Source organism: Thermoflavimicrobium dichotomicum (genome assembly GCF_900114055.1).
In the GTDB taxonomy this organism is placed as follows: Bacteria; Bacillota; Bacilli; order Thermoactinomycetales; family Thermoactinomycetaceae; genus Thermoflavimicrobium; species Thermoflavimicrobium dichotomicum.
Map to the genome: position 1 here is coordinate 1 of NZ_FORR01000019.1, position 23438 is coordinate 23438.

21 protein-coding genes, 12 tRNA genes, 1 rRNA gene and 1 riboswitch are annotated in these 23438 nt (G+C 41.6%); of the genes, 2 read left to right on the forward strand and 32 right to left on the reverse strand.

What is annotated here, in order from left to right; all coding sequences use genetic code 11:
* The 5 genes from BMZ78_RS14860 to BMZ78_RS14880 form a co-directional block, all read right to left on the reverse strand.
* Positions 1-94 (reverse strand): 16S ribosomal RNA (locus tag BMZ78_RS14860); the annotation flags it as partial.
* Between the two features lie 195 nt (positions 95-289).
* On the reverse strand, positions 290-1423 hold the full coding sequence (locus tag BMZ78_RS14865) for a peptidase MA family metallohydrolase (RefSeq protein WP_175482505.1): 1134 nt from the start codon (positions 1421-1423) through the stop codon (positions 290-292).
* 122 nt (positions 1424-1545) lie between these two features.
* A complete protein-coding gene (locus BMZ78_RS14870) occupies positions 1546-2877 on the reverse strand; it encodes an NCS2 family permease (protein ID WP_281244584.1) in 1332 nt (443 codons plus the stop codon).
* A 15-nt stretch (positions 2878-2892) separates the two neighbouring features.
* The gene (gene guaA / locus BMZ78_RS14875) at positions 2893-4431 is read right to left on the reverse strand and encodes a glutamine-hydrolyzing GMP synthase (protein WP_093231222.1); all 1539 of its coding nucleotides are present in this window, start codon (positions 4429-4431) and stop codon (positions 2893-2895) included.
* Positions 4432-4573: 142 nt separating this feature from the next.
* Positions 4574-4675, reverse strand: a riboswitch (purine riboswitch).
* A gap of 97 nt (positions 4676-4772) precedes the next feature.
* The gene (locus tag BMZ78_RS14880; protein ID WP_093231223.1) at positions 4773-5120 is read right to left on the reverse strand and encodes a metal-sensitive transcriptional regulator; all 348 of its coding nucleotides are present in this window, start codon (positions 5118-5120) and stop codon (positions 4773-4775) included.
* A gap of 388 nt (positions 5121-5508) precedes the next feature.
* On the opposite strand from BMZ78_RS14880, the gene BMZ78_RS14885 reads away from it, so the two are divergent.
* Positions 5509-6462, forward strand: coding sequence for a phosphotransferase enzyme family protein (locus BMZ78_RS14885; protein ID WP_175482506.1), 954 nt, complete (start codon positions 5509-5511; stop codon positions 6460-6462).
* A gap of 49 nt (positions 6463-6511) precedes the next feature.
* On the opposite strand, the gene groL is transcribed toward BMZ78_RS14885, so the two are convergent.
* The 8 genes from groL to BMZ78_RS14925 form a co-directional block, all read right to left on the reverse strand.
* Positions 6512-8146, reverse strand: coding sequence for a chaperonin GroEL (groL, locus tag BMZ78_RS14890; protein ID WP_093231225.1), 1635 nt, complete (start codon positions 8144-8146; stop codon positions 6512-6514).
* A gap of 62 nt (positions 8147-8208) precedes the next feature.
* The gene (groES, locus tag BMZ78_RS14895; RefSeq protein WP_093231226.1) at positions 8209-8493 is read right to left on the reverse strand and encodes a co-chaperone GroES; all 285 of its coding nucleotides are present in this window, start codon (positions 8491-8493) and stop codon (positions 8209-8211) included.
* Positions 8494-8674: 181 nt separating this feature from the next.
* A complete protein-coding gene (locus BMZ78_RS14900) occupies positions 8675-8950 on the reverse strand; it encodes a hypothetical protein (protein ID WP_093231227.1) in 276 nt (91 codons plus the stop codon).
* Positions 8951-9044: 94 nt separating this feature from the next.
* Positions 9045-9803 (reverse strand): twin-arginine translocase subunit TatC, encoded by a 759-nt coding sequence (tatC, locus tag BMZ78_RS14905; RefSeq protein ID WP_093231228.1) that lies wholly within the window; start codon positions 9801-9803, stop codon positions 9045-9047.
* 38 nt (positions 9804-9841) lie between these two features.
* Complete coding sequence (locus BMZ78_RS14910) at positions 9842-10510, reverse strand: redox-sensing transcriptional repressor Rex (protein ID WP_093231229.1); 669 nt, start codon at positions 10508-10510, stop codon at positions 9842-9844.
* 112 nt (positions 10511-10622) lie between these two features.
* Positions 10623-11189: a 5-formyltetrahydrofolate cyclo-ligase gene (locus tag BMZ78_RS14915; protein WP_175482507.1), complete on the reverse strand. Its 567-nt coding sequence runs from the start codon at positions 11187-11189 to the stop codon at positions 10623-10625.
* 491 nt (positions 11190-11680) lie between these two features.
* Positions 11681-12796, reverse strand: a complete 1116-nt coding sequence (locus tag BMZ78_RS14920; protein ID WP_281244585.1) for an AbrB family transcriptional regulator — start codon at positions 12794-12796, stop codon at positions 11681-11683.
* A 63-nt stretch (positions 12797-12859) separates the two neighbouring features.
* Positions 12860-14167: a CitMHS family transporter gene (locus BMZ78_RS14925; protein ID WP_093231231.1), complete on the reverse strand. Its 1308-nt coding sequence runs from the start codon at positions 14165-14167 to the stop codon at positions 12860-12862.
* 382 nt (positions 14168-14549) lie between these two features.
* Between BMZ78_RS14925 and BMZ78_RS14930 the strand changes: the two genes are divergently transcribed.
* Positions 14550-16457 (forward strand): ABC-F family ATP-binding cassette domain-containing protein, encoded by a 1908-nt coding sequence (locus tag BMZ78_RS14930; protein WP_093231232.1) that lies wholly within the window; start codon positions 14550-14552, stop codon positions 16455-16457.
* A gap of 216 nt (positions 16458-16673) precedes the next feature.
* Here the strand turns inward: BMZ78_RS14930 and BMZ78_RS14935 are convergent, their stop codons facing one another.
* From BMZ78_RS14935 to BMZ78_RS15025, 19 genes are all read right to left on the reverse strand, one after another.
* The gene (locus BMZ78_RS14935; protein ID WP_093231233.1) at positions 16674-17129 is read right to left on the reverse strand and encodes a nuclear transport factor 2 family protein; all 456 of its coding nucleotides are present in this window, start codon (positions 17127-17129) and stop codon (positions 16674-16676) included.
* A 474-nt stretch (positions 17130-17603) separates the two neighbouring features.
* Positions 17604-18623 carry a tRNA (adenosine(37)-N6)-threonylcarbamoyltransferase complex transferase subunit TsaD gene (gene tsaD / locus BMZ78_RS14940; protein WP_093231234.1) on the reverse strand — a complete coding sequence of 340 codons (1020 nt, stop codon included), beginning with the start codon at positions 18621-18623 and terminating at the stop codon, positions 17604-17606.
* On the reverse strand, positions 18589-19080 hold the full coding sequence (gene rimI / locus BMZ78_RS14945; RefSeq protein ID WP_093231235.1) for a ribosomal protein S18-alanine N-acetyltransferase: 492 nt from the start codon (positions 19078-19080) through the stop codon (positions 18589-18591). The genes tsaD and rimI overlap by 35 nt, the downstream gene beginning before the upstream one ends.
* The gene (tsaB, locus tag BMZ78_RS14950; RefSeq protein ID WP_093231236.1) at positions 19031-19795 is read right to left on the reverse strand and encodes a tRNA (adenosine(37)-N6)-threonylcarbamoyltransferase complex dimerization subunit type 1 TsaB; all 765 of its coding nucleotides are present in this window, start codon (positions 19793-19795) and stop codon (positions 19031-19033) included. The genes rimI and tsaB overlap by 50 nt, the downstream gene beginning before the upstream one ends.
* Entirely contained in the window at positions 19792-20247 is a 456-nt protein-coding gene (gene tsaE, locus BMZ78_RS14955; RefSeq protein WP_093231237.1) for a tRNA (adenosine(37)-N6)-threonylcarbamoyltransferase complex ATPase subunit type 1 TsaE, read from the reverse strand. Before tsaE ends, tsaB begins: the two co-directional genes overlap by 4 nt.
* Positions 20248-20252: 5 nt before the next feature.
* The gene (gene thiL, locus BMZ78_RS14960) at positions 20253-21245 is read right to left on the reverse strand and encodes a thiamine-phosphate kinase (protein WP_093231238.1); all 993 of its coding nucleotides are present in this window, start codon (positions 21243-21245) and stop codon (positions 20253-20255) included.
* A gap of 77 nt (positions 21246-21322) precedes the next feature.
* Positions 21323-21396, reverse strand: a tRNA-Gly gene (locus BMZ78_RS14965).
* Between the two features lie 29 nt (positions 21397-21425).
* Positions 21426-21502: transfer RNA gene (locus BMZ78_RS14970), tRNA-Pro, on the reverse strand.
* A gap of 59 nt (positions 21503-21561) precedes the next feature.
* Positions 21562-21648, reverse strand: a tRNA-Leu gene (locus BMZ78_RS14975).
* Positions 21649-21673: 25 nt separating this feature from the next.
* Positions 21674-21757, reverse strand: a tRNA-Leu gene (locus BMZ78_RS14980).
* Positions 21758-21761: 4 nt separating this feature from the next.
* Positions 21762-21837, reverse strand: a tRNA-Lys gene (locus tag BMZ78_RS14985).
* Positions 21838-21842: 5 nt separating this feature from the next.
* Positions 21843-21917: transfer RNA gene (locus BMZ78_RS14990), tRNA-Gln, on the reverse strand.
* Between the two features lie 5 nt (positions 21918-21922).
* Positions 21923-21998: transfer RNA gene (locus BMZ78_RS14995), tRNA-His, on the reverse strand.
* A 6-nt stretch (positions 21999-22004) separates the two neighbouring features.
* A tRNA-Asp gene (locus tag BMZ78_RS15000) sits at positions 22005-22081 on the reverse strand.
* 7 nt (positions 22082-22088) lie between these two features.
* Positions 22089-22164: transfer RNA gene (locus BMZ78_RS15005), tRNA-Val, on the reverse strand.
* A gap of 3 nt (positions 22165-22167) precedes the next feature.
* Positions 22168-22243 (reverse strand) — tRNA-Glu (locus tag BMZ78_RS15010).
* Positions 22244-22252: 9 nt separating this feature from the next.
* A tRNA-Ser gene (locus BMZ78_RS15015) sits at positions 22253-22344 on the reverse strand.
* 4 nt (positions 22345-22348) lie between these two features.
* Positions 22349-22423 (reverse strand) — tRNA-Asn (locus BMZ78_RS15020).
* A gap of 263 nt (positions 22424-22686) precedes the next feature.
* Positions 22687-23394 carry a Bax inhibitor-1/YccA family protein gene (locus BMZ78_RS15025; RefSeq protein ID WP_175482508.1) on the reverse strand — a complete coding sequence of 236 codons (708 nt, stop codon included), beginning with the start codon at positions 23392-23394 and terminating at the stop codon, positions 22687-22689.
* Positions 23395-23438 lie beyond the last annotated feature (44 nt).

Genomic DNA, 23438 nt, shown 5'->3' on the forward strand with positions numbered 1-23438 from the left:
AGGTTATTTCCCGAAGGAAATAACCCCGCTCGACTTGCATGTATTAGGCACGCCGCCAGCGTTCATCCTGAGCCAGGATCAAACTCTCCAAAAAAAGTTTGATTTGCTCTATCGAATCAACGAGGTCATGCTTCACTCTTCAGTTTTCAAGGAACACTTTTTGTCACTCGCTTTTTTTGAGCAGCGACATCTATTACTCTATCACATTTAATCCTTCATGTCAACAATTTTTTTTACAAACATTTTCTGGATCTGTTGCATCTCTGTATTAGCAACGATCACTAATATATCAGATTACCTTTGGGAAGTCAATATCTTTTTTTAACGACGATCTCCATTTTTTCTCCAACTGTTCACTTGAAATGCCTAATACCTCTTTGATTGCTTCTTTTGTTCTTCTCACTGTCCGTTCTTGTTTTTGATCGCTTTCTTGATCTAGATAAGCTTTCTTAGCCAATTGGGAAAATAGCTCTTTTACTTTCTTTTCTCCATATTGCTGGATCAAAAAATCAAAAATCCGATAACACGACTGATAATACAAATAAGCTTGATCACTTGGCAAGCTCTCCAAATGGATCTTTTCCAGTTCAGGCAGAGAGTAAACGATCGATGGGATCTGGATGTTGTCACTGGTACCTAACAAATGTCTTTCATAGTAGGTTGCTGCCCCTTCTTGAAGCCAATATGCCGCATTGTCATTTGTCAATTCGCTAATCATCTGGTGGATCAGCTCATGAACCATCCCTGAAGCCATCTCCTCTTTACTGATCACACCCCCGATAAACTTTATAGCCTGATTGGCTTCATGCCATCCAACTGCCCATTGCGGAAGAGAAAGCTTAATCGACTGGCGAAACAGTTCGGGTTGATGATAAAGCTTCACTTCTACTTGTTTGGGCTCCCATCGATACTTTTCTTTCAAGATCCTGGCTGCTTTCTTCAACACATTTAATGCAAGTACTCCTTCTTCCTTTAGCGAAAGATCCGTAAAATAAGCAGATATAAAATCGTTTTTCACTTGATGAAAAATCAAATCAGCATCTTTCCATCCCATAGGGGTATATCGAAAACGCAGTGGATATTGAATCGCATATTTCTTTCCGTTTTTTCGATAAGATTGATCAATCCATGCTTGATATTCGTGAGGAGTTTTTCGCGACAGAGAAAGGACTTTTAACCGAAAAGATCCTGGATCTATATATTTGATTGCATCTTCAAACCATCTTTTTTGTTCCTGTTTATAAAAAGGCTTTTCTGCGTCTAAAACAGATTGATAGACGCCCCAGTCTTTTTTGTTCACTGCCTGTTCTTTTTGTGCCACTATTTTTAGAATCAGCGAGTCTGTCTTGTCTTCTAAACTATACGGCCAAAAACCAGACCAAATAAGAAGAAAAATGAGTAAATACTGACATAACCCGATCATGATCATACCCCCTTCCCCATAACATGCGAAAAATCCCTCTTTTTCATGCAAAAAAAGAGCCTCTTCACTTCTTTAGAGGCTCAAACGGTTAGCCAATATTCTTGTTCATATAAATCGCCGGATCAGATCGCTCCGAGAAATACAAAGCGTAAAACAAATACCACGCCCAATACATAAATAATCGGATGAACCTTACGCCATTCTCCAGCCACTACCTGTATCAAAGGATAGATAATAAATCCGATCGCAATACCGGTTGCAATACTGAAAGAAAGTGGCATCATAATGATGGTCAGGAAAGCCGGGACTGCCTCAGAAAACGTATCCCATTCAATTTTCTTCATGCTTCCCGCCATCAGGATTCCTACGATAATCAATGCTGGAGATGTAATGGCAGATACAGATGCAAATGTTTCAATAAGCGGAAAGAAAAATAAGGACATCACAAAACATAGGGATGTTACAACAGATGTCATTCCTGTGCGTCCACCTGAAGCAACACCTGCTGAGGACTCAATATAAGAGGTGACAGTGGATGTCCCCAGCATCGCTCCACTCATCGTAGCAATTGAATCTGTGAGCAAGGCTTTTCCTGCACGAGGCAGCTTATTATCTTTCAATAAACCGGCCTGATTCGCCACTCCCACCAATGTACCCGCATTATCAAACAAATCAACAAATAAAAAAGCAAATACAATCGTAGCCAGTCCTAAATCCAGTGCACCTGGAACATCTAATTTAAACAATGTTGGAGCAATACTTGGTGGAACATCGAAGATCTTTTGAGGAACTTTCACCAATCCTGTCAGCATCCCCACGATAGCAGTGGCGATCATCCCGATAAAAATGGCTCCTTTAATTTTGCGTACCATTAAGATAATCGTGAAAATGAGACCAAACAACGTTAAAAGGATTTCCGGCTTATGCGCAATATCTGGATTTATAGTAACAAAGGTCGCTTTGGAAGAGATGATGATCTGTGCATTTTTCAAGCCAATAAAAGCGATAAACAGCCCAATACCGGCAGATACTGCATACTTTAAACTCGCAGGAATAGCGTTAATAATTAATTCACGTACTTTCGTAACCGTAAGAATAAAAAAGATGACACCGGATATAAATACAGCTCCCAAGGCTGTTTGCCACGGTATTTTCATATCGAGAACAACCACATAGGTAAAATAAGCAATCAAACCCATACCTGGAGCTAAAGCGATCGGATAGTTCGCAATCACTCCCATTAAAAAAGTCCCAAGGGCTGCAGAAACAGCTGTCGCCACAAATACAGCTCCAAGATCCATCCCCGCTTGTTTCCCCAACATAGACGGGTTTACCAGTAAGATATATGCCATCGCAAAAAAGGTGGTAACGCCTGCTAATATCTCTGTCTTCAAATCGGTCCCATATTCTTCAAACCCAAAGAAGCGAGCCAATTTTGCACGAATGCTTGTCATGAGATACCTCCGATCCTACTCCCACTCAATGGTTGAAGGTGGTTTCGATGTAATATCATAAACCACACGGTTGACATCTTCGACTTCGTTCACAATCCGGGTAGAAATGCGCTCCAATACCTCATAAGGAATACGTGCCCAATCTGCTGTCATGCCATCAATGGATGTAACTGCTCGAATTCCTACGGTATAAGCATAAGTACGCGCATCTCCCATTACACCAACACTACGGAAGTCAGGCAGTGTCGTGAAATATTGCCAAATTTCCCGATCCAAGCCCGCCTTTTTAATTTCTTCACGCAAAATCGCATCCGATTCACGCACAATATTCAATTTATGTTCGGTCACTTCACCGATCACACGGATAGCCAGTCCTGGACCAGGGAATGGCTGACGCCATACAATTTCTGCTGGCAAACCCAGCTCTTCACCTACACGGCGCACTTCATCTTTAAATAAGGTATTCAGCGGTTCAATCAATTCCATTTTCATGTCTTCAGGAAGTCCGCCTACATTGTGGTGGGACTTAATGGTATGTGCTGTATCTGTACCAGACTCAATAATATCGGTATACAATGTGCCTTGTCCCAAAAAGCGATGATCTCCCAGCTTTGCAGATTCTTCTTCAAATACGCGAATAAATTCGTTACCAATGATTTTTCGCTTCTGTTCAGGATCTGTTACACCTTTCAATTTTTGCAAGAAGCGCTCACGGGCATCGATTTTGATCAAGTTCATTTGAAAATGCTCACCAAAAGTTTTCACAACACTTTCCGCTTCCCCTTTGCGCAGAAAGCCGTGATCCACAAACATACAAGTCAGCTGATCCCCAATGGCTCGATGGATCAGTGCTGCTACAACCGAAGAATCAACACCACCACTCAAAGCACAAAGCACTTTTTCCTTACCAACACGCTGGCGAATCTCGCTGACAGCATCTTCAATAAAAGTCTCCATCGACCAATTGCCTGAGCACTGACAAACATCATACAGAAAATGCGAAATCATATCATTCCCATATACCGTATGACGAACTTCTGGATGGAACTGCACGGCATAAATATTTCTGGCTGGATCACTCATCGCTGCTACAGGTGCAGAATGAGTTCTGGCATCGACTTGGAACCCGGCCGGCGGAGTTACCACAACATCTGTATGACTCATCCATACAGTTTGGAAACGATCTAAATCCCGATAAAGAACAGAATCAGAAACGACTTCCATTTCTGCTTTTCCATATTCTCTCTTTTCTGCCCGATCTACCTTTGCCCCAAAGTGAGCAGCGATCAGTTGCATGCCATAACAAATACCCAGGATTGGAATCCCTAATTCAAAAATACTAGGGTCACATTTTGGGGCTTTGGAATCATAAACGCTATTAGGACCGCCTGAGAACACAATCCCTTTTGGAGCCAATTTTCTTAGCTCTTCTGCCGAAACATGGTGTGGCAACAGTTCACTATAGACCCCTAAATCCCGAATCCTACGAGCAATCAATTGGTTATATTGTCCACCAAAGTCGAGAACTACAACTTTTTCCATTGTTTTTTCCATGGTCCATCCCTCATTTCTCACATATGGTTTACCTTAGAAAAAAACCGGGTACCTATACCGCCTCTGTCGCGATATAGGTCCCGGCTCCCTATTTTCTTCATACGATCCATGATTATACCCAAATGAAGAAAAAATTCAGGATTCCAGGTAACCTATCGCTCGTAGTCCGACTATTTACGGTAGTCGGGTAGAAACGTTTAGGCCATATTCCTAAACATATACGGGCTTTAGATCTACCGTTCATTATGATAACAAAGCCTCAAAGAACCGGTCAAGCTGGATTCATTGATATCATGCGGATCTTTATAAACCAATGCTTTGCCGTTTTCATCTCTATGCTATTATTTCATTAATTTTTTCATTGTAGTCAATAACTCATCAATCACTTCATAATCTCCCTCCTGAATTCGTTCTACAACACAACTACGCATATGACCTTCTAACAAAATTTTGCCTACACTGTTTAAAGCAGATTGGATGGCGGCAATTTGATTCAAGACATCATCACAATAGGTATCTTTTTCAATCATGCCTTTGACACCACGAATTTGGCCTTCAATCCGATTTAAACGTGTAATCAGGTTATTTTTAACCTTGGGTGAAGTTTTGCTTTTTCTTGTATGGTTTTCTGTAGAGCAGAGATTTTCTGTGTAACTGTTCTTATTTTCTAAACGATCAGAAGCCTCCATTGTCGAGTTCCCTCCCATTCACCAATCAAAAATATTATACCCTATCAACTACACACTATATCGATAAAACGATATAACTAAAAACAGATTGCTTTTCCGATCAATGAAAAATCTAGACAAAATTTATACAAGTAACCATCAACACAAGCAGGATGAAACAAGCTATCCTATGAGAAGGTATCTCTTCGTCCATCTGCAAATACGTTAGTATATAAAATGGAATACTTCCTATTCATTTCATGCACAAAGTAACGATATCATTCTATTGAACAAAGTGGATCATTGTGAGCTTGCTCTACCGCCTTCATTTTCCACAGCCAAACGTTCAACTAATCAACCTGCTCATACTATCCAGTGCAAGATTGCAAGAAGAATGGAGGAACTTTTTATGTGGAGCCAAGATATTCTTCAGGAAGCATGTGAACGATTTGATGGAGATCCAGCATCATTGAAAATACTTGGCGGCTTTTATAAAAACGTATATGAGTATAAGCGAAATGGACAAACCTATGTCTTAAAACTCATCCCCCTTGCCATGAGAGATGAAGGCCTTTTATATATGGAGCTAGAGTGGGTGGAGTTTCTCAGAAAACATGGTCTCTTTATCCCACAAACCGTTCTTTCCAAAAAAGGACAACAGGTTGAAATCATTCATAAACTTCCATTTCCATGCTGTGTGATTTCTTTTGAAAAAGCAAAAGGTAAAAAAATTGATCCCTATTGTCCAACTGAATGGAACGATCAATTATTTCGAAGATGGGGACAAGTCATGGGAAAAATGCATGCACTTTCTTTCAAATTTTTTCGCAGTCAAACCGACTCTCCCGTCGAACATTGGAATGAAGGTGAGATTTATCACCATGATCTTTCTTTGATTGACAAGTCCATTTTAAAAAGATGGGAAGCATATCTGGAAATCATCTCCACTTTCCCTAAATCAGAACAAACATATGGGCTTATCCACAATGATTTGACCCATGAAAATTTTCTGATCGACAATGACGGCAATCTGCAATTAATTGACTTTTCCGACTGTAAGCATCATTTTTTTACCTATGATATCGCCATCTCTTTATATCATGCTTGTATGACCGTTGATCCAGCGGAACGATCCCTGTTTAAGGAAATTTTCTTAAAAGCGTTTGCTGATGGCTATTTAACGGAAAATGAGTTGCAATCGGACTGGAAAGAGTACGTTGATTTTTTTATTGAATTCCGTTCCATTTTCTCCTATCTCTACTGGTCTCTGTCTCAGCATCAATCCCATTTACCTCCTTCCCAAATCGCATATCTAAAAGAATTGGAGGACAAGCTTAAGAGAGGAAGACCTGCATTAAGTTAAAAATAAAAACTCCTACGAAAAGCCGTAGGAGTTTTTTTATGAGGCGATATTACATCATACCGCCCATTCCGCCCATTCCACCCATGTCTGGGTTACCACCTTTGTTTTCTTCTGGTTTGTCAGCAACAACAGCCTCAGTGGTGAGGATCATAGCAGCTACAGAAGCAGCATTTTGCAGTGCGGAACGGGTTACTTTTGCTGGGTCTACTACACCTGCTTCGATCATGTTGACCCATTCACCGGTGAGAGCGTTGAAACCAATGCCCACTTTTTCATTTTTCAAGCGCTCAACAATGACAGATCCTTCATAACCAGCGTTTTGAGCGATCAAACGAACAGGTTCTTCAAGAGCACGTTTGATGATTTTTACACCCGTTTGTTCATCGCCAGTGGTGGTTTCTTCGAGTTTTTCAACTGCTTTGATGGCGTTAACCAGTGCAGTACCACCACCTGCTACGATACCTTCTTCCACAGCGGCACGAGTAGCGTTGAGAGCATCTTCGATGCGGAGTTTTTTCTCTTTCAACTCGGTTTCAGTAGCAGCACCCACTTTAATGACTGCTACACCGCCAGCGAGTTTAGCCAAGCGCTCTTGTAATTTTTCTTTGTCAAACTCAGAAGTGGTTTCTTCGAGTTGTTGACGAATTTGTGCAATACGTGCTTGGATATCAGATGGTTCACCGTATCCGTCTACGATAATGGTGTCTTCTTTGCTTACACGTACCTGACGTGCACGACCGAGCATGTCGACACTAGCCGTTTTGAGGTCTAGGCCAAGCTCTTCGGTAATGACTTGACCACCGGTGAGAATGGCGATATCTTGCAACATGGCTTTACGACGGTCACCAAAGCCAGGAGCTTTTACAGCTACAGCAGTGAAGGTTCCACGCAATTTGTTTACAACGAGGGTAGCCAACGCTTCTCCTTCTACATCTTCAGCGATGATAAGAAGTTGTTTTCCTTGTTGTACCACTTTTTCAAGGATTGGGAGAATGTCTTGGATGCTTCCGATTTTCTTATCGGTAATCAAGATGTATGGCTCTTCGAGCACAGCTTCCATTTTGTCAGTATCTGTGATCATATATGGAGAAATGTATCCACGATCAAATTGCATACCTTCTACTACTTCGAGTTCAGTGTTGAATCCTTTGGATTCTTCTACTGTAATTACACCATCTTTTCCTACTTTTTCCATCGCTTCAGCAATCAGTTTTCCGATTTCTTCATCGTTAGCGGAGATTGCAGCTACTTGAGCAATGGATTCTCTTCCTTCGATCGGTTGAGCAATGTTTCTGATTTCAGTTACAGCAGCATTTACAGCTTTTTCGATACCTTTACGCAAGATCATTGGGTTTGCACCAGCTACAACGTTGGTCAAACCTTCGCGAACCATGATTTGTGCAAGAACGGTAGCAGTTGTGGTTCCGTCCCCAGCTACATCATTGGTTTTGGTTGCAACTTCTTTTACCAGTTGCGCACCCATATTTTCAAATGGATCTTCCAATTCGATCTCTTTTGCAATGGAAACACCGTCATTGGTAATGAGCGGAGAACCGAATTTTCTTTCCAATACAACGTTACGTCCTTTTGGTCCAAGGGTTACCTTTACAGCGTCAGCAAGTGCATCTACACCACGCAGCATAGCACGACGAGCTTCTTCACTAAATTTGATCATTTTAGCCATTTTCGTGCATCCCCTTTCCTTATGTAGGGTTTTTAATTTTATATAGAAAAGCCTAGTTCAGATTACTCAACTATAGCCAAGATGTCACTTTCACGAAGGATCAGATATTCTTTGTTGTCATATTTTACTTCGGTACCAGCGTATTTGGAGAAGATCACACGATCTCCCACTTTTACTTCCAATGGTACACGGTTTCCTTTTTCATCAAGACGTCCAGATCCAACAGCTACCACACGGCCTTCTTGTGGTTTTTCTTTTGCTGTTTCTGGCAATACGATTCCGCTGGCAGTTTTTTCTTCTCTCTCAATAGCCTCTAAAACGATTCGATCACCTAATGGCTTGATCATGATATGCCCTCCTTTGTTAGGGTAAGGTGGTCCTTTCTTTTTGTTAGCACTCGATTCGGTCGAGTGCTAACATCCAATTACTATATTATTCATCTGAAAACCGTTTTGCAAGTCCCTGAAAAAAGAAAATAACAAACGAATGAATTCAAAAATAAGAGATACACGGAAAAAATTTTTAATTTTAATCGGTATCGGTAAAAACCAAACTATTTTTACTGCGATCATCATACAAGTGAACGACACTTTCCTCCATGTTTTCGTCCATCCATCCATCAAAAGAATCGATATCTGTCTTCCTTTTCCATAAGCGATGGATAAGATCCTGAACACAGCGCTTTCCCTTTTGTCCCCATCGTCCTGCATTTTTCCTGGCTTTCGGTGAAATCCATACCAAAAGAAGAGCACCAAAAATCAGCAACCAACCCCAGCGGAAGGAGCGAGAAGATGTTTTTTTCATGGAACAGACGCCTCCTCTATTCACGTGTAATCATCATCCAGTCTCTCCAAATCCAGTGAGAGGTATGTAAGTATAGAAAAAGAAGGCTTTTACCCTAGCCTTCCAATTCTTCATCTTCCAACTGAGGTTGATCTTCTTTGTCCAATTTTTTGGTTAACCAATGTGAAAGCAAAATACTAATTTCATATAAGAAAATAAGCGGAATCGTAACGATAATCGCAGAGATTACATCAGGTGGAGTGATCACTGCAGCAATAATCACTAATGCCAAGTAAGCAAATCGCCTGATCTTGACCAAAAACTGCGGAGTAATAATATGGATCCTTGTTAAAAATAGCACAATCACTGGCAACTCAAAAAAGAAACCAAGGGGTAAAATAATGTTCACCATAAAACTGAAATATTCATAAACATTATACATTTCCTGCAATCCCAATTGCCGATTCAAGCTTTGCAAAAATTGAATGAGATAAGGAAATAACACATAGTAGCCAAATAAGATGCCACCGGCAAACAGCAAAATGGCCGCAGGAATATAGAGCAAAGCGGCCCTTTGCTCACTCTTTTTGAGCCCTGGACGCACAAATTGCCAAATATGGTATAGCGCAACAGGCAAGGTCAAGACAACGGAACCAATAAACCCAATCTGCATCCATACTTTTAGCGAGTGCCCTGGACTAAATGTATAAAGCGGAACATGCTGCATGGAGTCTTGCCGAACCCACTCAAAGATATCTTTGGCATAGGCGACACTCACAATAAAAGCAATAAGAAAGAAAATGAGGACCCATAGAATGCGGTTTCGTAATTCACGTAGATGTTCTGATAAGGGCTGGGCTTGGTCATCATGCATAGTGTTTACTCCTTCGATCATTCTATTTCTAACCGACGCTACATATTACTTTTCTCTTCACCATTATTTTCTTCATCCGCAGGGAAATTTTTCAAGAAGTAAATGAGTGTTTGGAGTTCCGAAGTTAAGTCAATATGGTGAATACGAACATGCGATGGTGCATTCAGTCTCGCTGGAGTAAAGTTTAAGATACCGCGTATGCCTGATTCAACCAGAAAATCGGTGGTTTGCTGCGCAACATTTACAGGCACCGTCAAAATCGCCACTTCAACATTATGCAGTTGGGTCACTTCCTTAAAGCGATCCATCGAATACACAGGAATTCCATCGACATCCGTTCCAATTTTAGCTGGATCTTTATCAAATCCAGCCACGATTTTGGTACTGTGACTACGGTAAAAATTATAACGTAAAAGGGCAGTTCCTAGATTTCCTACACCTACCAATACCACATTGGTGACTTCATCCTGTTTTAAAAAGTCACGTAAAAACTGAAGTAAATAAGTTACATTATATCCATATCCCTTTTTTCCCAATTCGCCCAGATACGAAAAATCACGTCGAATGGTGGCAGGGTCAATTTGCAAAGCATCGCTTAAATCGGCAGAAGAAACACGTTGCTTGCCAATCGCATGCAATTTTTCTAAGTAACGGTAATAAAGTGGTAAACGTTTCGCTGTTACTTGTGGGATTTTTTGCTCACCCATAACGAACCCCCATATTTATAGAATCAAGCTACTTTTAAATATATCATAACTCACTTTATTATCTTATTGGTATGATATATAAATATATCATGTTCAAACTTTTTCCAAACAACTAAAAATTGAATATTCCTTGAGAGGTTACTAAATAATTCAAGGGCTGATCATGACTTTCTGGATAAACCGTTTCCACGATCTGCTCCGGATAAGCCACCCCCACTCTCAGACAGGAAGGATATTGGCTGAAAAAGCGATCATAATAACCTCCGCCATACCCTAAACGATACCCTTGATGGTCAAAAGCCACGCCTGGTACCACTACCAAAGATAATTCAGCTGGATGGACCTCTTTTTCTGGGTCAGCTGGTGGTTCTAAAATACCATAAGAGCCGGGCTTTAGCTCTGCAAATGACTCTACCTGATAGCAACTCATGGTCCGTTCTTTCGGATTGACCCGAGGTAAAACGACTTTTTTTCCTGTTTTCCACGCTTCTTCCATGGCTAATCCCACATTTACTTCATTACGAAATGCCATATAAAAGAGAATCATATCCGCATGAATATAAAAAGAAGCCTGTGTTAAATTTTTACTAATTCGTTGTGAACTTTCAGCCATATACGAAGGTGACAACAGCTTTCTTCTTAGAATCATCTGCTCTCTCAACTCTTTTTTCTGATTCATCACAACCAATCCTTTTGTAAAAATTACAATATTACTCCGTACAGTCATATACAACACTTATGATTGGGTTGGCATTCGTTTTATATGTAATCATATCATTCTATTCCTTGGGTACAAAAATATTTCTTATGATTCATTCCCGTTGTGTGGCCGTTGACAAACCCGGCATAAGCGGAAACTTTGTCAACAATCTGCCCGTTGTGTCTTTATATTCACAACAGTTTTAACCTGTTTTTCTCTCTTCTATCCTTAAATTCAGTGTGTTCTCAGATGGAGCAGATTTTTGCGTCTGACTTGCAGCTGACGCTTTTCTCCAGCGAAAACAACTTCCAGAAAAAATAAATTGCACCTCTTTAAAGGTGCAAAATGGGAGATCTTCAACTCCTGCGCTTTGTGATGGTTCCTTCCGCTTTATAGTAAACAGACATATGGTGTTGCTTGGGAACATGAGGGACTGCCGACAAACCCGGCATAAACGGAAACTTCGTCAATTAGCTGGATATTCTCATCACTATTTTAAAGAGAGAAGGTAAAACCAATAACACAATGATAATCCTAAGCACTTGAACGACCATTACAAAGCCCGAATCTGCATGAAGTAAAACGGATAGGGTAGCCATTTCTGCAATCCCACCAGGTGCAAATGCCAATAGAGAAGTAATAAAGTCAATTCCCGCTATTTCTGAAATACACAAAGCAAGAAAAAAGATCGAAAATATCAAAACAAGTGAACTCAACATTCCAATGAAAATGACTTTTTTTGTCTTTGTAAACATCTCTTGATTTAAGCGTGAACCGATACTGGCACCAATAAATATTTGAGACAGGTTAATAAGCCAATGAGGCCACCATGCGATCGTTTCTGGCTTCATATAGAAAGTACAAAGACTGTGAACAAAGCAAACCCCCAACATACTTCCAACCAACCAAGGTGCCGGCAGTTTCACACTTTTCCCGATCAAATATCCACCCAAAGCGCCTGCCACCAACACAACAGTCGACATATATGAAAGAGTTTTCCCTTCATTTGCTTGACCATAAAGATCAGAATAAGATGTCATGAAATTTTTCAAGTCCAATATATGAAGATGACCTGGACTCCAAAAAGAGATGATCAGAGGGATCATACCGATAACCAATAATATACGGATGGTTTGAAGAATGCCTACAATTACGGTATTTGCCCCTACTTCCTCTGCAATGCTGGGCATGGCAGAGAGTCCGCCAGGGGCTGTTCCAAAAAAACTGGTTACGATATCTGTTTTACCATATCGCCATACGACAAACCCTGAAAGCACGGAAAACGCAACAGATAATAAAAGCATCACCAATATGATCAGCCAGTTTTCGGAAAATATATGCAAGACAGAGGCATTTATTTTTTGGCCTAATTCGATCCCCAAGATGCACTGTCCAATGTTTCTCCAGTAAACTTGCAGGCCTTTTGGATGATCAGCTATTCCAGACCATTTTGGGCGAAATATCGAGAGAATTCCAGCTACAATGAAAGAGCCGATCATCCATGCGATTGACATTCCAGTAAATGACAGCAAATATCCTCCCATGCCACTCAGTACAAGAAACCAGGCGTTTTTTAGCAGTATCAATCAAATCCCTCGCATTCCGAACGGGATCAGGAAGAACAAAGGGGATATCATATTATTCCTGTTCTAGAAAGAAATTACCCCCAAAAGTAGGGCAACGACAATCATGACAAATGAAGATCCCAAAGCCCATTTGAATATAAATCGCTGATGTTCTCCAAATTCAACCCCAACCATTCCAACTAATAAATAAGCAGAAGCCATTAACGGGCTCATCGCATGAACAGGTTGTCCAAGTACAGATGCTCGGGCAATTTGCGCAGCATCAATTCCATAAGCAGCTGCCGTTTTGGCGATGATGGGTAGAACACCAAAATAATAAGGATCATTTGCCATGAAATAAGTAAACGGTATACTTGTTATGGCAGTAATGACAGAAAAATAGGGGCCCCACGATTCAGGAATAATAGAGACTAAACTATTGGCCATGGCATCAACCATTTTTGTTCCTGATAAAATTCCAGTAAAAATACCAGATGCAAAGACAAGCGATACAACAGCCAATACATTTCCTGCATGACTCTTGATCCGTTCTTTCTGCTCTGACAATTTTGGATAGTTGAACATGAGAGCGATTACAAAAGCGATCATAAATAACACAGGCAGAGGCATTACACTCATGACTAGTCCGACCAATAGAGCGACCGTTAGCAACAAGTTAAACCATAGCAACTTTGGACGCTTGATTTCGTCTGACTCAATCGTTGCCGCCTGTTCTTGCAAAGCTTTCAATTCATTAGAAGAGTATTCCAGTTCCACAATCCCCAGTCTTTTACGTTCTTTTTTTCCCAAGATATATGCCGTAAAAAGAATCCAAAGAATATCACCAGCCATGACAGGAATAAGCGGAGTGAATACTTCACCGACATCCAGATGCAATGCACTCACAGCTCTCGCCGTAGGTCCACCCCATGGAGTCATATTCATGATTCCAAAGCCTAACATGGCCATACATGTCAATATCAGCGGATTCATTCCGAGCCGTTGATAAAGGGGAAGCATTGCCGAAACCGTTATGATATAAGTAGTCGTTCCATCTCCATCCAAAGCTACAAGCATGGCAAGAACCGCAGTTCCTATTACAATCTTTAGAGGGTCTCCCTTTACGATTTTCAATATCTTGGAAATAAGAGGATCGAACAATCCAGCATCTATCATGATTCCAAAATATAAAATGGCAAACATCAGCATAACGCCAGTCGGTGCTACACTTTTTACACCTTCTAACATCATGGAGCCGATTTCAAGTCCAAAACCACCGACTAAGGCAAACAAGATAGGTATAGCAACCAAAGCAACTAGAGCTGACATACGGTTGGTAATAATTAAAAACATAAAGACTGCAATCATGGAAAAACCTAAAATGGTTAGCATGACCAATCCCTCCTAATCACATTTTGTAAATCAGAGAGATGATGCAAAATCCCTCTCCCCTTCCCTTTACGCGTGAAAGAATCATTCCAAACTCCTGAAACCCATCTTATCTTGTAATTTCGAAAAACTAATATAATTTTAAAAATAAATGTTATATATTAATAGTTACGAAAGCACCGAAGATATATCTTTCTTCCATCTACATTAATATTATATAAATCTATTATTTTATGTAAGGATTTTACAAATAATATCTTTTAAAAACTTTATAGTTATTTTGTTCATTTTGTTCAAGAAAGTTTCACAATCACGCCTGTGCATTCGGCTTTGATTGCTCAAGCTTCCATTCTTATATAGACTTATAAGAAATGAGGTGAAGATAATGCTAATCTTACAGACAAAATCCATTGATAAATCATTTGGTAGTAAAGAAATTCTACGCCAAGTCCAGATACAAGTGCATGAAAAAGAACGGGTTGGATTAGTTGGAGTAAATGGAGCTGGTAAAACGACTTTACTTAAAATTATCGCAGGCGAACTACACCCTGATGCAGGTGAGATTATTCTTGCCAAAAAAGCTCGGGTTGGTTATTTAGCCCAAGATAGCGGTCTTACCTCCGAAGAAACAATTTGGCAAGAGCTCATGCAAGTGTTTTCTCATTTGAAACAAATGGAGACAGAACTAAGAGAATTGGAAAAAGAAATGGGACAAGAACACGTTTACTCGAATGAGAAACGGTATCAAAAAACATTGGAAAAATATGCGGCGTTGCAAGAAGCCTTTGAGGAACAAGGCGGTTACGAATATGAAGCTAAAATCCGTAGCACCTTACATGGATTGGGAATGGGACACGTTGACCCCCATACCACTATGGTTTCTGAACTTAGCGGTGGACAGAAAACACGTGTCGCACTAGCCAAAATGCTACTGGAAGAACCCGATCTCCTGATCTTGGACGAGCCTACCAACTATTTGGATATTGAAGCCATCGAATGGTTAGAACAAACCCTTCGTAATTATAATGGGGCCATTCTACTGGTATCCCACGACCGCTATTTTCTGGACCGTCTGGTTTCGGTCATCTACGAACTTGAAAGAAACCAGGCAACCCGCTATGTTGGAAACTATACTTCCTATATCCAGCAAAAAGAGGAACGATTAAAGAGCCAATTAAAAGCTTATGAAGAACAGCAAGCCGAAATCAAAAAGATGGAAGAATTTATTCAACGCAATATTGCTCGTGCTTCTACCAGTAAACGAGCTCAAAGCAGGCGCAAAGTCCTGGAAAAAATGGAACGAATCGAAAAACCGATCACACAAATGAAACAGGCAGCGATTCGTTTTGATATCGCTGTAACGAGTGGAAAACAAGTATTGGAAGTGGACCAATTAAGCGTGGGTTATGAAACCCCAATCCTTCAGGACCTTTCCTTCCGAATTGAACGAGGGGAACGAATCGCCATCATAGGTCCCAATGGTATAGGCAAATCTACCTTACTTAAAACCCTTGCTGGACATCTTCCGCCTCATCAGGGGGAGATCAGGTGGGGAACCAATGTCCAGGTAGATTACTATGATCAAGAACAGAAAGATCTCCATCCTGAAAAACAAGTCATTGATGAAATCTGGGATGAGCATCCTCACTTTGATCAAACAACCGTGCGTTCCTATCTGGGACAATTTTTATTTAGTGGCGAAGATGTGTTTAAAAGAGTGGAAGACTTAAGCGGTGGTGAAAAAGCTCGTCTATCACTTTTGAAACGATTGCTGAACCAAGCCAACTTCCTGTTGATGGACGAGCCCACCAACCACCTCGATATGTTTAGTAAAGAGCGACTGGAACAAGCCCTGGAAGGATATCCTGGTACGTTATTATTCATTTCACACGATCGATATTTTATTAATCGCTTGGCCAGTCGCATTTGGGAAGTTTCTGCCGAAGGAATTAAAGATTATCCGGGTAGCTATGAATGGTACCTGGAGAAAAAAGCACTTGAAAAACTGGAAGAAGCAAGCCAAGAAACATCCACACAGCATTCAGCACAAACTTATCGGCAAAAAGAAAAAGAAGAACAACGTCGCCAAAAACAGCGGCAACAAAGGATTGCGGAGCTGGAACAGGAAATCATGGATCTGGAACAACGGATTACCGCTATCCATGAAGAATTGTGCCAACCTGATCTGTTTTCTGATCCCATCAAAAGTGCAGCATTAAAGGATGAGCTGGAACAACTGGAAAAAACGTTATCACAAAAAACAGATGAATGGGCAGAACTGGCTGATGAATAGGAAAAGTGACCGATTTTGGGTCGCTTTTTTTTATGAATAGATTCCTTTTCAGCTTGTTGATAAAGTTTCCAGTCATGCCAGTATCCATATCTTGCAAGAGGGATACGACCTTTCATCATATGAAACAAAAAGCCAGAGCCCTTGTGCTCTGGTTGAGATCAGTAAAAAATCCACTTTTTTATGGTCAGGTTATTACCAAACGTTCTCTGGTTGCCATCAGTATTCGATGGGTGCTGCACTGGCTTCCTCTACACCTAGCTGCGCCAAATGCTCACATACCTCGTCAATTTTCCTCACATCACGTACAATTGTTTTAATTTCCACAATTTTTATATTTTTGACATGAATAATATAGGTACCTTCATTCGCATAACTTTTCCCATCCGAAGTCGTTGCCTCATCTGCCCAGGAAATGGTTATTTTACAGTCGCTCAGAGATCCATCTATATCAATGTTTTTCACTTCATATCGAAGGTTAGGAAGCAATTTAAATATACGTTTAAACCAATCTTCTAAACCTTTTACACTTTTCCTTGTCCCACCTAAAGCGTGATCACCTGGAAAGGTGTGCTTGACATCACTTGCGCACATTTTAAGCAAAGGACCCACATTTCCATGATTCAGTGCATCAAATGTTTTTTGTACCATGCTTTTAATAATCATATTAAACATTTAAAACACCTACTTTCAAAAAAAGTATGGCAACCAACATTATCCAATCAACCATAGCATTTAAAGATACATATTCTCAATTAAACACTAATTTGGTACCTTGTAAATAAATATTTAAAATTCGTCATTAAAAAGATACAAATTGTACACAGTGATTGATCTACCAAAATTCGGCTACAGATAGAAGCAGAGTCTTCTTGCATTGACGCTTCTCAATCCTTAGTTAAAATCCATTATCACTTAAACAATTGTACGATTCTCTTTATTTTTTAGAACCACAAGCTTGATCCCATAAAAAAACCGTCAACCCTCTTAGAGATTTGTTGACAAAATTCCTTGTTTGTCAACAATCCTCTTTTTGGGTTAACGGTTGATCCACTCTCATTTTTCATTTTCTCCGAACATATTTCTTTTTGTTTACCAGGACATTCTTTCTACTGATCCGATTTCATCCCGAGAGTATCCCATGGGATTTTAAGAATAAGTTAAAGGTAAGCCAGGATCGGCATTCAAAGTTAAGTCAGCAAACTTTCCTTCATAAAAGAGAAAAGTACCCGCTGCTGCAATCATCGCAGCATTATCCGTACAAAGTTCAAGGGGCGGAATCCGCAAATCAATCTGCTCTTGTTCACACCGTTTACTCAACTGTACTCTCAATGCACTGTTCGCTGAAACTCCACCCGCTAACAGCAGATGTTTCACGCCTGTTTTTTTCACGGCTCGAATCGATTTTTCAACCAATACATCAATGACAGCGTGTTGAAAGCTGGCTGCCAGATCAGCTGGACGAATTTCTTCCTGTCTTTGTTTTGCTTTTTGCATCAATTGCATGACAGCCGATTTTAAACCACTAAAGCTAAAATCGAGAGAGTCAGGCTCTAGCCAAGCACGTGGCAAGTCATAACTGATGGATCCCTCAACAGCGAGTCGATCGATCTGTGGACCTCCTGGATACGGCAAGTTCATCAAACGTGCTACCTTGTCAAAAGCTTCTCCAGCCGCATCATCTCTTGTTTGACCGAGACGTTCAAAATGATTGTGCTTTTCCATATAGATCAATTCCGTATGTCCTCCCGACACAACTAACGAGACAAGCGGAAATTCTAAAGGTTTAACTAAATGATTGGCATAGATATGACCCGCAATATGATGTACTGCTACCAATGGGATCCCTGACGCGAAAGACAGAGCTTTGCCTGCTGCAACTCCGATTAGCAAGGCACCAACCAGTCCAGGGCCTTGAGTAACAGCAATCGCATCCAAATCACCCAATTCAACCTGTGCCTCCTGGAGTGCCTGTTCGATAATGAGCGTGATTCTCTCCACATGCCGCCTCGAAGCCACCTCAGGCACAACTCCACCAAAACGGCGATGGACTTCCATCTGTGAAGAGATGACGTTGGATAGCACTCTGGTCCCATCGGCTACCACGGCTGCTGAAGTTTCATCACAACTTGTTTCAATCCCAAGTACCAGACTTTGCTTTTGTATCATTTAATGTCACCCACATAATTAATGCGTCTTCTTGATTATCTGAATAGTATTTGGGGCGGATTCCGGAAGGAACAAACCCTAATTTTTTATACAATGATTGTGCAATATGATTGGAAACTCGCACTTCCAAAGTCATTTTTGTTGCCCCAAGCATCTTTGCCATTTCCATGACATAAGTAAGCGTGGCCTTACCCAAGCCTCGTCCACGATAATCAGGATGAATGGCAATATTGGTTATGTGCGCTTCATCCAAAATAATCCATAGCCCACAATAACCGACAACCTTATCATTTACTGTCAGCACTGTATAGCGAGCAAACTGATTCCGTACCAGCTCATTATAAAAAGCTTGTTTGGGCCATGGAGCACTAAAAGAGTTCATTTCCACTTCCAGAATCTGCGGAAGATCAGACACTTCCATCGGACGAAATGCAATTTTCTCTTCCTTGTGATTCATGAACACTCTCTCCATTCCCCTGCTTTTGTAACCAATTGGCCTCAGCTTGTGTCAATTGAAGATAATTGGGCGTAAAGGCTTGACTTTCTGGTTTTTCGCCTTGTATGATCTTTTGCCAGATCAGCCAACCCAATTGACTCGGACGAGGGATATTTTCAGCTGGATCTCCGAAAACTGCTCGCTCATTTAGATGTTGGATGATCAACTCGCGAAATGATTGGACATCATCCCCCAAAAACAGTACGGGTTCCTCCCGCTTCGCTATTTGTTCCAACCATTCATGAATGGAAACAACCTGCTGCTTCATGACTTCTTCCATCTTATTTCCACAAGTACGATAAACGCCCGAGTAAACGCGTTGTCTTCTCGCATCAAATATCGGAACAACCAATCCCGGAAACCGGAAACCGTTCATTGCCAGTACAGTCAGGCTCGATTCGCTATAGAGAGGGATTTTTCGAGCCCAGGCCATTGTTTTGGCAGAAGTCACTCCAATGCGGATTCCTGTATAAGAACCAGGACCACTGGTTACAGCGATCACATCCATATCGGTCATCTTCAAATCCAAATCTTTTAACAGGCGATCAATAGTTGGCATCAGACGGACCGAATGGTTTTTTAGCAAATTCGTAGTAACTTCGCCCAAAACCTTGTTTTCCTCCAAGACAGCCACGCCCATAACCAAAGTCGTTGTATCCATTGCCAGTATTTTCATGACAAAGCCAACCCCTTACATAGATGAATCGCCCGTTGATGTGAAGAATGAATCTGGATTTGCCTGGATCCATCTGATTGCACTTTCAAATCAAGATAGATCGTTTCTTTTGGCAATATAGAAGCAATCCGCGAAGCCCATTCAACCAAACAAATGCCATCCCCATAAAAATACTCATCCAGCCCTAATTCTTCTTCTACCGTTTCCAAACGATATACATCCATATGATAAAAAGGTATATCTCCTGCATACTCTTTGATAATTGTAAAAGTGGGACTATCTACTTGCCTTGTCACACCTAGAGCCTCTGCCAATCCCTGGGCAAAAGTGGTCTTCCCTGCCCCTAAGTCCCCTTCCAAAGCCAGAACATCGCCTGGCTGCAACAATTTGGCAATACGGTGTGCCAAGTCTTTCGTTTCTGCTTCTGAATGTGAAATAAACTGACAAGCCATCGTGATCACCTATCTGCAAAATGATTATACCCGCGTTTTGGTAACACCATCCGTATTCCTTCGCTCTCTACCTCCACTTGCGGTGTTCCTGATTCGACTCTACCAATCATGGAAAGAAGAAAACCTTTTTCTTTAACTGTTTCTTTTAGTTTTGCCCAATATTCTTTCCGTACTGTACCTATCAGCTGATAATCTTCTCCACCAAACCATACCCACTCAAAAGGATCTTGTCCAACTGCCTTTGCATATTGTAAAAGCTGTTCAGATATGGGAATTTTTTCTCTATCCAAAACGATACAGACTTGGCTCGCTTCCGCTATTTCCCACGCTTCCTGAGCCAGTCCATCGCTAATATCATCACAAGCGGGTCGAAAACGGGTACTGACCAACCACTTTCCAATATGTAACTGGGGATTGGGTCGACAGTGTGCCTGGACTAAAGCGGGGTAGTTGAAGCGTTGATCTGGATGATGCAAAAGGAGGTGCAAACCGGCTGCAGCATCTCCCACTGTTCCTGTGACAAACACCACATCCCCTGGTTTTGCTGAAGAACGTAACAAAGCCTCGCCACGCCCTACCTCCCCCAGCAAAGTCAATGTCAGGGTCAGATATTCAGGAATTCGTACCGTATCTCCACCCATCAAGCTTACTTTCCACTCTCTAGCCAAATCATAAATTCCGTGATAAATTTCCTCTACTTCCTCTGCCTGCCATGAAGGTGGAACAGCCACAGAAATCAAAGCATAAGTCGGTACTGCTCCCATTGCCGCCAAATCACTTAAATTGGAAGCGAGCAATTTCCACCCAATATCTGCTGGACTCATCGTTTTACGCAGAAAATGGACCGTTTCTACCATAGTATCACAAGTCATGACAAGTGAGCGATCAGAATGCGGAATGACCACCGCCGCATCATCGCCCACATCGACTTCGATCCGCTCACTCTCTACAAACCGATGCGCTATAAGGGAGCGGATGAAAGAAAATTCATCATTCATTGCTTCATCCCCTTCTGATTCATAAACAAAATAGCAAAAAACAAAAGGCCGCAGCCATTGCCACGACCCTAAAGGTTTGGAGCGGGTGAAGGGAATCGAACCCTCGCATTCGGCTTGGAAGGCCGATGTTCTACCACTGAACTACACCCGCATATTTAATTGCCTAACCCCTTCGGACTTTGGTCGGGGTGACAGGATTTGAACCTGCGACCTCCTCGTCCCGAACGAGGCGCTCTACCAAGCTGAGCCACACCCCGTAATTATATAGTAATCATACAATAAAACGCTTGGTAGTGCAAGCAGTTTTATGTAAAAGTGGTGCGGTCGGCGAGACTCGAACTCGCACGGTCATACGACCACTACCCCCTCAAAGTAGCGTGTCTGCCAATTCCACCACGACCGCATGGGCAGGATATTCATTTCATAATTGGTGCGGGTGGAGGGACTTGAACCCCCACGCCAGAGGCGCTAGAACCTAAATCTAGTGCGTCTGCCAATTCCGCCACACCCGCGAAATGGTGAGCCATGAAGGACTCGAACCTTCGACCCTCTGATTAAAAGTCAGATGCTCTACCAACTGAGCTAATGGCTCATGGATGGCTGGGGAGGTAGGGATCGAACCTACGCATCACGGAGTCAAAGTCCGTTGCCTTACCACTTGGCTACTCCCCAACAAATGGGGCGACCAGTGGGAATCGAACCCACGAATGCCGGAGCCACAATCCGGTGCGTTAACCACTTCGCCATGGTCGCCACAACTGGCGGAGCTGACGGGATTCGAACCCGCGATCTCCTGCGTGACAGGCAGGCATGTTAGGCCTCTACACCACAGCTCCATATCAATGGTGGACGGTGACGGGATCGAACCGCCGACCCCCTGCTTGTAAGGCAGGTGCTCTCCCAGCTGAGCTAACCGTCCAAATGGTGACCCGTAGGGGATTCGAACCCCTGTATGCCAGCGTGAAAGGCTGGTGTGTTAACCGCTTCACCAACGGGCCACATATAAATGGCGGAGAGAGAGGGATTCGAACCCTCGCGGGGCATTTAGCCCCCTAACGGTTTAGCAAACCGTCCTCTTCGGCCTCTTGAGTATCTCTCCGCATTGGCTCCTCAGGCAGGACTCGAACCTGCAACCTACCGGTTAACAGCCGGGTGCTCTACCATTGAGCTACTGAGGAATGCTGATTCAATTGTTCTTTTATCATCAACGGCGAGATTTATTATAAATCATCTTTTATCATTTTGCAAGAGGCTTTAACCATTTTTCGCTTTCGTTTTTCATTATCTCGAAGCGACTCTTATAATCTATCATGGATATCCGTTTTCGTCAAGGGATTTTTTATAAAAAAAATTTTTTCCTTGTCATTTCCTATAAAGCGATTCCGAACCATATAAAAAGGATCTCTATAGTGTTTATAGAGATCCTTATTCCCACTACTGATTAATCATCATTACCTAAAATATAAATCAGGTTTTTGAAGATCGCCAGAAAATCAATATAAAGCATCAATGCACCAAAAATCGCATACTTGGTTGCAGTCTCCTCGTCTGCAACTTGCTCTGCAATCGCCTTGAGCATTTGAATATCATAAGCGGTGATAAAGCAGAACAAAGCAACCACAACATAAGAAATGACCAAACCTATCAAACCGCTTTTAATAAAGAAAATGTTAACCAGGCTGGCCAGGAGAATTCCGATTAACAGCATCAAAGCAATGGAGCCGAGTTTGGTTAAATCCCGTTTGGTTACATAGCCGATCAAAGCCGAGATTCCAAACATTCCTGCTGCGATGAAGAAGGCTGCTCCGATCGTTCCCAAGTTAAAGTAAGCCAAAATGAGCGTAAAGGTAATCCCATTCAACGCAGCATAGAAGAAGAAAGCAAATGTAGCCATAAACGAAGAGATCCGGTTTATCAAAAAAGACAAGCCAAAGACTGTAATCAACTCTAAAGCGATAATCCCATAAAAGATCGCTTTATTTTGTACTAGCATTTGTGGAACATTGGGATTCATCGAAAGTGCAATGGCAATAATCGCCGTAAGCGACAAACCCACAAACATCCACGAAAAAGCACGTTGAACCAAACGTTGTGACGTTCTGGCTGCAGTTGAGGCATTCGTGTGCATGCCTGGGAAATTTGGATTCACAAAACATTCCTCCTGTTTGACCATTCTTAACTTAAGTATAAAGT